Below are 9,373 nucleotides of genomic sequence, written 5' to 3'. Positions count from 1 at the left end.
GCGGGCGGAATCTTCGCGTCGAGTGAATACGCGGTAATGCGACAAAGCCCCCGCCCGCCTGCGCCTAGCTGAGGTCGAAGACCAGCAGCTCGGCGCCGTCCTCGCTGGCGAGATGCAGCGCCGTCTCGCCCGTCACCGCCGCGCCGTCGCCGGGCGCGAGCGCCAGGTCGCCCAGCGTGGCATTGCCCTTCACCGCCTGCACCCAGGCATGGCCGCGCGAGATCGGCACCTCGAGCGTGCCGCCGGCGCCGACGATCGCGCGGTGCAGCGTCGCATCGCTGCGGATCGTCACCGCGCCGCCGTCGGGGCCGCCGATCAGGTCGAGGCGGCTGTCGCCCTCCGGCACGCTGGGCAGCGTCGCCTGCTCGTAGCCGGGCGCGATGCCGCGCACGTTGGGCAGCAGCCAGATCTGCAGCAGGTGGACAGGCGCCGTTGTGCTGGCGTTGAACTCCGAATGGCGGATGCCTGTCCCTGCGCTCATGCGCTGCGCGTCGCCGGGCAGGATGATCGCGCCGGTGCCGGTCGAATCCTTATGCTCGAGCGCGCCGTCGACGATGTACGTCACGATCTCCATGTCCGAGTGGGCATGCGTCGGGAACCCGCCGCCGCCGGCGACGCGGTCCTCGTTGACAACCCGCAGCGCGCGGAAGCCCATTTGCGCGGGATCATGGTAGTCGGCGAAGCTGAAGCTGTGGAAACTGTCGAGCCAGCCGTGGTTGGCATGGCCGCGCGCGGCGGCCGGACGATGGGTAATCATGGGATAAGGTCTCCTTCGCCGGGGGATGTGGGGAGGGGCAGATCGTTGCACCAGTGAGGCACAGCCATGTGCCCGGGGCATCGATTCAGAACGCGATCGCGCTGCCGTCCCAGGCGAAGAACCCGCCCGTATCCGCCGGCTGCAGACCGTCGAGCACCGTCAGCAGGTGTCCCGCCGCTACCGCTGGCGTGAACAGCTCACGCACCCCGCGCTGGAACGGCGCCGACAGCCCGGTGTCGACCGTCCCCGGGTGCAGCGCGACGCAGACCCCGAGCGGGCAGCGGCGCGCGTGCTCAATCGCCATTGTCCGGACAAGTTGGTTGAGCGCGGCCTTCGACGCTCGATAGGCGTGCCAGCCGCCCAGCCGGTTGTCGGCGATCGACCCGACGCGTGCCGATAGCACGGCGAACCCCGTCCTGCGGTCGGTGCGCAGCTTCGGGAGGAAGGCCTGGGCGACGAGCGCGGGGCCGATGGCGTTGACCGCGAACTGGTCGGCGAGACGCGTGGCGTCCAGGTCGCGGAGGGCCTTCTCGGGGGCACCTAGCGAGCCCGTCGCGACGATGACGAGGTCCAGCGGCCTGTCGATCCGCGCTGCTGCCGAAGTGATCGACGCCGGATCGGTGAGGTCAAGATCGGCGCGCGTCAGACCGGTCACCTCGCCGCGCAGCGCCAGGGCCTCAACGAGCGCCCCGCCGATGCCGCCGCTCGCGCCGACCACGACCGCGCGCAGGTCGGGGCCGAACGACGGAAGGATCAATCCTTTTCCATCGTCGCCTGGAGCGGATGGTTGTGCTCGCGCGCGAAGTCGATGACCTGGCTGACCTTGGTCTCGGCGATCTCGTAAGTGAAGACACCGCAGATGCCGACGCCGCGCTGATGGACATGCAGCATGACCCGCGTCGCATCCTCGATCGTCATGCGGAAGAAGCGCTGCAGCGTCAGCACGACGAATTCCATCGGCGTGTAATCGTCGTTGAGCAGCAGCACCTTGTACAGCGCAGGCTGCTTGGTCTTCGGCTTGGTCTTGGTCGCGATGCCGACGCCGGTGTCGCCGTCACGATCGTCGTCGCGGTCTGGGCCGTTGTAAATCATTGCAGTCATGGTCTCGCGGACGGGGTCTCGAACGACGCAATATAGTCCCCCGAGGTTCCCGCGAAAAGGGTGGCGCGGCGCCTCAGGCGGGGACGATGTCGATCACGTCGAGCGTCGATTCCCATTTCGGCCACGGCAGCTCGAGCCGCCAGCGCCGCTCCCCCAGCCGCCGCAACACGCCGACCTGATTGCGCTCGGCATCGGCGTTATAGTCGAACAACCCGCCCTCGCTGCCCAGGCTGAGCGCGCCGAGATAGACCTGGCGGTCGCCGTCGGGGAACAGCAGCCCCGCCGTCCGCTGCGCCCCGCCCTCGCGGACGAAGCGCAAGCCGCCCTCTACCTGCTCGACGCGGCAAGGATAGGTCTCGCTCATCGTCCACACGGGCATGCCCGCAGTACGCGTGCCCAGCTTGACGGTGCGGCAGCGGTAGCGGCCCGGCGGCGGTGCCTCGCCGCCCGCGCCCGCGGCAGGGTCGGTCAGCGGCTCTTCCTTCGCCCAGGCGTCCGAGTGACCGGCGGCGCCGACCTGAGCGCGCGCCGTGGTCCAGGCACGCCAAAGCCCGGCGAGGCGCTTGCGGTCGGTCTCGGTGATTTCGCGCCGCCACGGCTGCGGCCCGGCGACGGCCGGTACGGCGAGCGACACGAGCACGGCAAAGGCGACGAGCTTCATAGACGCAGGTTATCCCGCGATTGCGGCGAGTTTCAGGTCTTCGCGAGCATGTCGCGGACGAACCCCGCCAGCCCGATCTGCCGTCGGCGGGCCAGGCGCTCGGCCTTCAGGATGGCGCGGATCTCGCCGAGGCACAGGTCGGGATCGTCGTTGATCAGGATATAGTCGTACTCGCCCCAATGGCTGATCTCGGTCGCGGCGCGGCGCATGCGGTGCGCGATGACGGGGTCCGAGTCGGTGCCGCGCGAGCGCAGCCGCCGCTCGAGCTCGCCCATACCGGGCGGCAGGATGAAGACGCGTACCAGGTCCGAGCCCGCGTCGGTCTGCTGCAATTGCTGCGTGCCCTGCCAGTCGATGTCGAATAGCACGTCGCGGCCGGCGTGCAGCGCGTCCTGCACGGGCTCGCGCGGCGTGCCGTAGCGGTGGCCGAACACCGTCGCCCATTCGAGCAGCTCGCCCGCCTCGAGCAGTTCGTCGAATTTGGCATCGTCGATGAAATGATAGTCGCGGCCGTCGATCTCGCCGGGGCGCGGCGGGCGCGTCGTCACCGACACCGACATGACGATCTCGGGATCGTCGACGATCAAGCGGCGCGACATCGTCGTCTTGCCCGCGCCGCTGGGGCTCGACAGCACGAACATCAGGCCGCGGCGCGCGGGCACGGCGGCAGTGGGGGGCGCGAACTTGGTCAAGGCAGGCGATGTGGCACGGTGGCGCGGGGGCGGCAAGGTCGCAGGCGCTACGATTCGCCCACCACCGCCTGCCAGACGCCGACTGCGACCGCGGCGGCGGTATCGGCCCGCAGGATGCGCGGCCCCAGGCTGACCGGCCGTGCCGCGTTCAGCGCGCGGATCGCGGCGCGCTCGGCGTCGGTGAAACCGCCCTCGGGGCCGATGAGGATCGCCGCGGGCGCGGGGCAGTCGCGCAGGGTCGCGGCAAGTGGCGCGCCGCCCTCCTCATCGGCGAAAATCAGCGTTCGAGCCGGGTTCCAGCCATTCAGCAGCGCGGTGAGGCTCACGGGCTCGGCGAGTTCGGGCAGCGCGGTACGCCCGCACTGCTCGGCCGCCTCGACCATGTGCGCGCGCAACCGGTCGAGGTTGAGCTTGTCGACGACGGTGCGCGCGGTCAGCACCGGCACAAGCCGCGCGACGCCCAATTCGCAGGCCTTTTCGGCGACCCAGTCGATGCGCCCGCGCTTCAACGGCGCGACGCACAGCCACAGGTCGGCGACCGCCTCGCGGGGCCGCAGCTGCTCGACCAGCCGCACGCCGAGCGCCTTGCGCGTCCCACCTTCGACGCGCCCCAGCCACTCGCCGGTCGAATCGTCGAACAGCTTGACCGCGTCGCCCTCCCCCAGCCGCATGACACCGCCGAGGTAGTGCGACGCTGGCGCGGGCAGCGTGACGTGGGCACCCTCGCTCATCGGCGCATCGACGAACAGGCGCGGCGTGCTGGCGGGCAGAGTGTCGCTGGTCCTGCTCAAATCTTCACCCCGTCATGCTGGCGAACGCCAGCACCCATCGTCCCCCGCGCCCAAAGTGTCGAGCCTTGAGCGGCCGTGGGTGCTGGCGTTCGCCAGCATGACGACAGTAGATGGCAGCGTGCCTAGCATCGCCACCCCCGACGCGGAAACCTCGTGGATCGACCGGCTGCCGCAGGGGATGCGCGACTATGCGCGCCTGGCGCGGCTCGACCGGCCAGCAGGGACGTGGCTGCTGTATTGGCCGTGCGCCTGGGGACTGGCGCTGGCGGGGGGCCTGCGCGAGGATTGGCCGCTGCTGCTGTGGTTCCTGCTGGGTGCCACGGCGATGCGCGGCGCGGGGTGCGTCTACAACGACATCGTCGACCGCGACCTCGACGCGCAGGTTGTCCGGACACGCGACCGTCCGATCGCCAGCGGGCGCGTGTCGCGCCGCGCCGCCTTCGCCTGGGTCGTGGCGCTCAGCCTGATCGGGCTGGTCGTGCTGCTGCAACTCAGGTGGCAGGCGCAGTTGGTGGCACTCGCCAGCCTCGGGCTGGTCGCCGCCTATCCGTTCATGAAGCGCATCACCTGGTGGCCGCAGGCGTGGCTGGGCCTGACCTTCAACTGGGGGATACCGGTGGCATGGGTGGCGGTCGCCGAGCCGTCGTGGGGGCTGGCGGCGCTGTACGCCGCAGGCATCGCCTGGACGCTGGGGTACGACACGATCTACGCGCTGCAGGACATCGAGGACGACGCGCTGGCGGGCATCAAATCGAGCGCGCGGGCACTCGGGCCGCAGGCGCGAACGGGCGTAGGGCTGTTCTACGCCGCGACGATGATCCTGCTCGCGGTCGCGGTCTGGCAGATGTTCCCCGACCCCCTCGCGCTGTTCGCGCTGCTGCCGGCGGCGATGCACTTCGCCTGGCAGGTCGCGTCGCTGGGGGACCGCTCGACTGCCAACACGCTGCGCCTGTTCCGGTCGAACCGGGTCGCGGGTGCACTGGTGTTCGCAGGCCTCGCCGTCGTGGGGCTGGCCTAGCCCCCCTCGCCGCCCTACATCCCGGCGATGCTTACCGTCGATGCCGCGCTCGATCGCCTGACCCATGCCCTGTCGGCCGCAAAGGCGGGCGGCGCGACCGCTGCCGACGCGGTGTACATCGGCGACGCCTCGACCCAGGTCGGCGTGCGCCTCGGCGTCCTCGAGGATATCCAGCGGTCCGAAGGCGAGGAGGTCGGCCTTCGCGTCTTCGTCGGGCAGCGCGTCGCCAGCGTCTCGACCTCCGACCTGTCGCCCGCCGGCCTCGGCCTCGTCGTCGAGCGTGCGCTGGCGATGGCGCGCGAGGCGAGCGAGGACCAGTTCGCCGGCCTCGCCCCCGAGGAGCGGCTGCTGCGCGCCGCCGCCCCCGACCTCGACCTCGACGACGGCGGCGACCCGTCGTCCGAATCGCTCAAAAGCGCAGCCCTCGCTGCCGAGGACGCCGCGCGTGCGGTAGAAGGCGTGACAAATTCCGAAGGCGGCGGTGCCAGCGCCGGACGTGCGGTGACCGCGCTCGCGACCTCGGGCGGCTTCGCGCAGGGCTATCGCGGCACCAGCTACGGCGTGTCGGCGAGCGTGCTCGCGGGCGCGGGCGAGGCGATGCAGCGCGACTATGCCTATCACAGCGTGCGCCACCTCGCCGACCTCGAGGACGCCGAAACCACCGGCCGCCGCGCCGGTGAGCGCGCAGTCCGCCGCCTCAACCCGCGCAAGCTGGCGACCCAGTCGCTGACCGTGGTGTTCGATCCGCGCGTCGGCAGCAGCCTGCTCGGCCATCTGATCGGGGCGATCGGCGGCGGGTCGATCACGCGGCGCACGAGCTTCCTGCTCGACGCACTTGGCACGCAGATTTTCGCGCCCGGCATCCAGGTCACCGACAATCCGCACCGCATCCGCGGGCTGCGCTCGCGTCCGTTCGACGGCGAAGGGCTGGCGACGACGCCGACGCCGATCATCCGCGACGGCGTGCTGTCCCAGTGGCTGCTCGACGCGTCGAGCGCGCGTCAGCTCGGCCTCGCGCCGACGGGCCATGCGGTGCGCGGCACAAGCGGAGCGCCGGGCGCCGGACCGGCGAACCTGCACCTCAGCGGCGGCAGCGGTACGGCGGCCGACCTGATGCGCGGGATCGGGCGCGGGCTGTACGTGACCGAACTGATTGGCATGGGGGTCAACGGGCTGACCGGCGATTATTCGCGCGGCTGCAGCGGCTTCGTCATCGAGGACGGCGAACTGGGTGAAGCGGTCGCCGAGGTGACCATCGCGGGCAATCTGAAGGACATGTTCGCGAACCTCGCTGCCGCCGATGACCTCGTGTTCCGTCATGCGACCAACGTGCCGACGCTGCGCATCGAGGGGATGACGCTCGCCGGTGCCTGACGCGCCCGATACCGGCGACGACCTCGCGCTGCTGGTGCGCGCCACCCGTGCAGCGGGCGAACTGGCGATGCGCTATTTCCGCGCCGACAATACGGTTTGGGACAAGTCACCGGGCAATCCGGTCAGCGACGCCGATCTCGCGGTCGATGCCTATCTGAAGGACCGGCTGCTCGGCGCGCGCCCCGGCTATGGATGGCTGTCGGAGGAGACCGCCGACGCGCCCGACCGGCTGACGCGCGACCGTGTGTGGGTCGTCGATCCGATCGACGGCACGCGCGACTTCATCCGAGGGCGCGACGGCTGGGCAGTGTCGGTGGCGCTGATCGAGGCGGGCCGGCCGGTGCTCGCGGCGCTCGCGGCGCCAGTGCGCGGGCAGCTGTTCGTCGCGGTCGCGGGGCGCGGCGCGCATCTGGGCGGCGTGCGGCTCGCGGTCAGCGGGCGCCACGACCTCGCCGGTCTCGGCTTGCCGATCGAGCCGCACAACCTGCACGCGCAATGGTGGCCCGAGCCCTGGGATGCGATCGCCGTCGAGCGTCCCAACTCGATCGCGCTGCGAACCGCCAAGGTCGCGAGTGGCGAGTGCGATGCATGGCTCGAGGGGCGGACGGTCAACGAGTGGGACCTGGCGGCTGCCGCGCTGATCCTGACCGAGGCGGGCGGCTTGATCACCGACCGGGCCGGGCAGCCGCTCCGCTTCAACCAGCCCGATCCGGTCATCGTCGGCGTGGTTGCCGCGACGCCGGCGCTGCACGAGGAGTGCAGGCGCCGGCTGAACGCGGGGCTGGCGGCACTGGCCGCGCGGCGGCGTTAGACCTGGGTCTTCTTCGCCTTCACGCTCTGCCAGACGCGTGCATAGCTGAGATAGGCGAGGCCGGTCAGGATGATCAGGAAGATCACCGCGCCGACACCGGTGCGGCGACGCTCCTCCAGCTTGGGCTCGGCAGTCCACATCAGGAACGCCGCGACGTCCTTTGCCATCTGGTCGACGGTCGCCTTGGTGCCGTCGACGTAGGTGACCTGGTCGGGGTTCAGCGGCGGCGGCATCGCGATGTTGAGCGAATGGAAGTGCACGTTGAAATACAGGCCATCGGGCGTCGTCCAATCCTTGGGCGGCGTCTCCTTATATCCGATCAGCAGCGCGTGAACGTAGTTCGCACCACCCTCGCGCGACTTGCCGATCAGCGACAGGTCGGGCGGCAGCGCGTTGTTGTTCGCGGCACGCGCGGCGTCGTCATTGGCGTACGGGCCGTAGAAATTGTCCGAAGGCAGGCCCTTGCGCGTCGTCGGCTCACCCGCGGCGTCGAGCGACGGAATGTCGTACTGCTTGGCGATCGCTTTCACTTCGGCGGCCGAGAAGCCGATGTCGGTCAGGGTGCGGAACGCCACGCGATTGAGCGAGTGGCAGCCCGAGCAGACTTCCTTGTAGACTTGGAAGCCGCGCTGCAGCTGCGCACGGTCGAACTTGCCGACGATCGGATTGTCGAAGCTGAAACCCGCCGGCTCGGCGTGCTGATAATATTTCTTGACCAGATCGGGCACGACCGCGTCACGCGGCTGGACCGCGCCCCACAGCAGCGCAGCGCAGAAGATCGCGCCGATAGCTGCGGCAATGAGCTTAACCATTATCGAATGCCCCTTATTCGGCCGGCTGCGCGCGGCCGGTCGCCGGCATCTCGGCGATCCCCGCCCCCGGCAGCTGCTGCGACGCAGGCGCACCGACGTTGGTCTGGCGCTTGAGCACGGCCTCCGAGATCGAATTGGGCAACGGCAGCGGTCGCTCGATCCGGCTCAGGATCGGCAGGATGATGAGGAAGTGCGCGAAGTAGTAGACCGACGCGAGCTGGCTGAGCCGCACCCACGGCTCCTCGGCGGGCTTGCCGCCGCAGATCGCCAGCAGGATGATGTCGGCAAAGAACACCCAGAAGGCGATCTTCGCCATCGGCCGATAGTTGTTCGAACGCACCGGCGAGGTGTCGAGCCACGGCAGGAAGAACAGCAGCAGGATCGCCGCGAACATCGCGATGACGCCCCACAGCTTCGCCGGGATGAACAGGAAGTCCACGGTGAAGGCGCGCAGGATCGCGTAGAACGGCCAGAAATACCATTCGGGGACGATGTGCGCCGGCGTCGAGAGCGGGTTCGCCGGGATGTAGTTGTCGACCTCGCCCAGCGCGTTGGGCCAGAAGAACACCACCGCCGCGAAGATCGTCAGGTACACGCCCAGGCCGAAGAAGTCCTTGGCGGTGTAGTAGGGGTGGAACGGCACGGTATCGGCTTCCGACTTGACGTCGATGCCGGTCGGGTTGTTCGACCCCGGGATGTGCAGCGCCCAGACGTGCAGGATGACGACACCCAGCGTCACGAACGGCAGCAGATAGTGAAGCGAGAAGAAGCGGTTGAGCGTCGCGTTATCGGGCGCGAAGCCGCCGAGCAGCCACGTCTGGATGGTCTCGCCGACGAGCGGCAGGGCCGAGAACAGCCCGGTGATGACCGTCGCACCCCAGAAGCTCATCTGCCCCCAGACCAGCACATAGCCCATGAACGCGGTCGCCATCATCAGCAGGAAGATGACGAGGCCGAGCAGCCACAACACCTCGCGCGGGGGCTTGTACGAGCCGTAATACAGGCCGCGGAAGATGTGGATGTAGACCGCGATGAAGAAGAACGACGCACCGGTGGCGTGCATGTAGCGCATCATCCAGCCGCCGTTGACGTCGCGCATGATGTGCTCGACGCTGTCGAACGCGATCTTGGCGTTGGCGGCGTAGTGCATCGCCAGCACGATGCCGGTGATGATCTGGATGACCAGCGCGACGCCGGCGAGCACGCCGAAATTGTAGAAATAATTCAGGTTCTTCGGCACCGGATAGCCGGCGCCGAGGCTGTTGTAGACCAGTCGCGGGATCGGCAGGCGGCTGTCGACGTATTTCATGAACCCGCTCTTGGGTTCGTAGTGCTTGGCCCAGGGGAAGCTCATGC

Annotated in this window: 11 protein-coding genes; 3 read left to right on the top strand and 8 right to left on the bottom strand. The window is 69.4% G+C overall.

Translation table 11 applies throughout. The features are described from left to right. Positions 1–64: 64 nt before the first annotated feature. The 6 genes from FMM06_RS02385 to FMM06_RS02360 all read right to left on the bottom strand — a co-directional run bounded on the left by FMM06_RS02385 (position 65) and on the right by FMM06_RS02360 (position 4,002). The gene (locus FMM06_RS02385; protein ID WP_143554617.1) at positions 65–757 is read right to left on the bottom strand and encodes a pirin family protein; all 693 of its coding nucleotides are present in this window, start codon (positions 755–757) and stop codon (positions 65–67) included. Positions 758–842: 85 nt separating this feature from the next. Then, positions 843–1,514 (bottom strand): SDR family NAD(P)-dependent oxidoreductase, encoded by a 672-nt coding sequence (locus FMM06_RS02380; RefSeq protein WP_235889025.1) that lies wholly within the window; start codon positions 1,512–1,514, stop codon positions 843–845. Next, positions 1,511–1,858: an ATP-dependent Clp protease adapter ClpS gene (clpS, locus tag FMM06_RS02375; protein ID WP_407925182.1), complete on the bottom strand. Its 348-nt coding sequence runs from the start codon at positions 1,856–1,858 to the stop codon at positions 1,511–1,513. Before clpS ends, FMM06_RS02380 begins: the two co-directional genes overlap by 4 nt. Before the next feature lie 73 nt (positions 1,859–1,931). After that, positions 1,932–2,519, bottom strand: a complete 588-nt coding sequence (locus FMM06_RS02370; RefSeq protein WP_143554616.1) for a DUF4893 domain-containing protein — start codon at positions 2,517–2,519, stop codon at positions 1,932–1,934. A gap of 32 nt (positions 2,520–2,551) precedes the next feature. Beyond that, positions 2,552–3,160, bottom strand: a complete 609-nt coding sequence (gene gmk / locus FMM06_RS02365; protein ID WP_144237034.1) for a guanylate kinase — start codon at positions 3,158–3,160, stop codon at positions 2,552–2,554. Between the two features lie 98 nt (positions 3,161–3,258). Then, the gene (locus FMM06_RS02360) at positions 3,259–4,002 is read right to left on the bottom strand and encodes a 16S rRNA (uracil(1498)-N(3))-methyltransferase (RefSeq protein ID WP_268900659.1); all 744 of its coding nucleotides are present in this window, start codon (positions 4,000–4,002) and stop codon (positions 3,259–3,261) included. 97 nt (positions 4,003–4,099) lie between these two features. On the opposite strand from FMM06_RS02360, the gene ubiA reads away from it, so the two are divergent. From ubiA to FMM06_RS02345, 3 genes are read left to right on the top strand one after another with little or no spacing between them, the layout of a single operon-like run. Beyond that, on the top strand, positions 4,100–5,020 hold the full coding sequence (ubiA, locus tag FMM06_RS02355) for a 4-hydroxybenzoate octaprenyltransferase (protein WP_143554615.1): 921 nt from the start codon (positions 4,100–4,102) through the stop codon (positions 5,018–5,020). A gap of 27 nt (positions 5,021–5,047) precedes the next feature. Continuing rightward, positions 5,048–6,394: a TldD/PmbA family protein gene (locus FMM06_RS02350; RefSeq protein WP_143554614.1), complete on the top strand. Its 1,347-nt coding sequence runs from the start codon at positions 5,048–5,050 to the stop codon at positions 6,392–6,394. Beyond that, positions 6,387–7,205 carry a 3'(2'),5'-bisphosphate nucleotidase CysQ gene (locus FMM06_RS02345; protein WP_235889023.1) on the top strand — a complete coding sequence of 273 codons (819 nt, stop codon included), beginning with the start codon at positions 6,387–6,389 and terminating at the stop codon, positions 7,203–7,205. The genes FMM06_RS02350 and FMM06_RS02345 overlap by 8 nt, the downstream gene beginning before the upstream one ends. On the opposite strand, the gene FMM06_RS02340 is transcribed toward FMM06_RS02345, so the two are convergent. Both FMM06_RS02340 and FMM06_RS02335 read right to left on the bottom strand, forming a co-directional pair. Then, entirely contained in the window at positions 7,202–8,017 is an 816-nt protein-coding gene (locus FMM06_RS02340; protein WP_143554613.1) for a cytochrome c1, read from the bottom strand. The two genes, FMM06_RS02345 and FMM06_RS02340, sit on opposite strands and share 4 nt — an antisense overlap. A gap of 13 nt (positions 8,018–8,030) precedes the next feature. Beyond that, positions 8,031–9,371, bottom strand: a complete 1,341-nt coding sequence (locus FMM06_RS02335; RefSeq protein WP_143554612.1) for a cytochrome b — start codon at positions 9,369–9,371, stop codon at positions 8,031–8,033. Between the last annotated feature and the right edge of the window lie 2 nt (positions 9,372–9,373).

The sequence above is a fragment of the Glacieibacterium frigidum genome (assembly GCF_007097155.1).
GTDB lineage: Bacteria > Pseudomonadota > Alphaproteobacteria > Sphingomonadales > Sphingomonadaceae > Glacieibacterium > Glacieibacterium frigidum.
The sequence above is the reverse complement of the archived record's forward strand: the minus strand, read 5'-3'. Positions and strand labels throughout refer to the sequence as shown.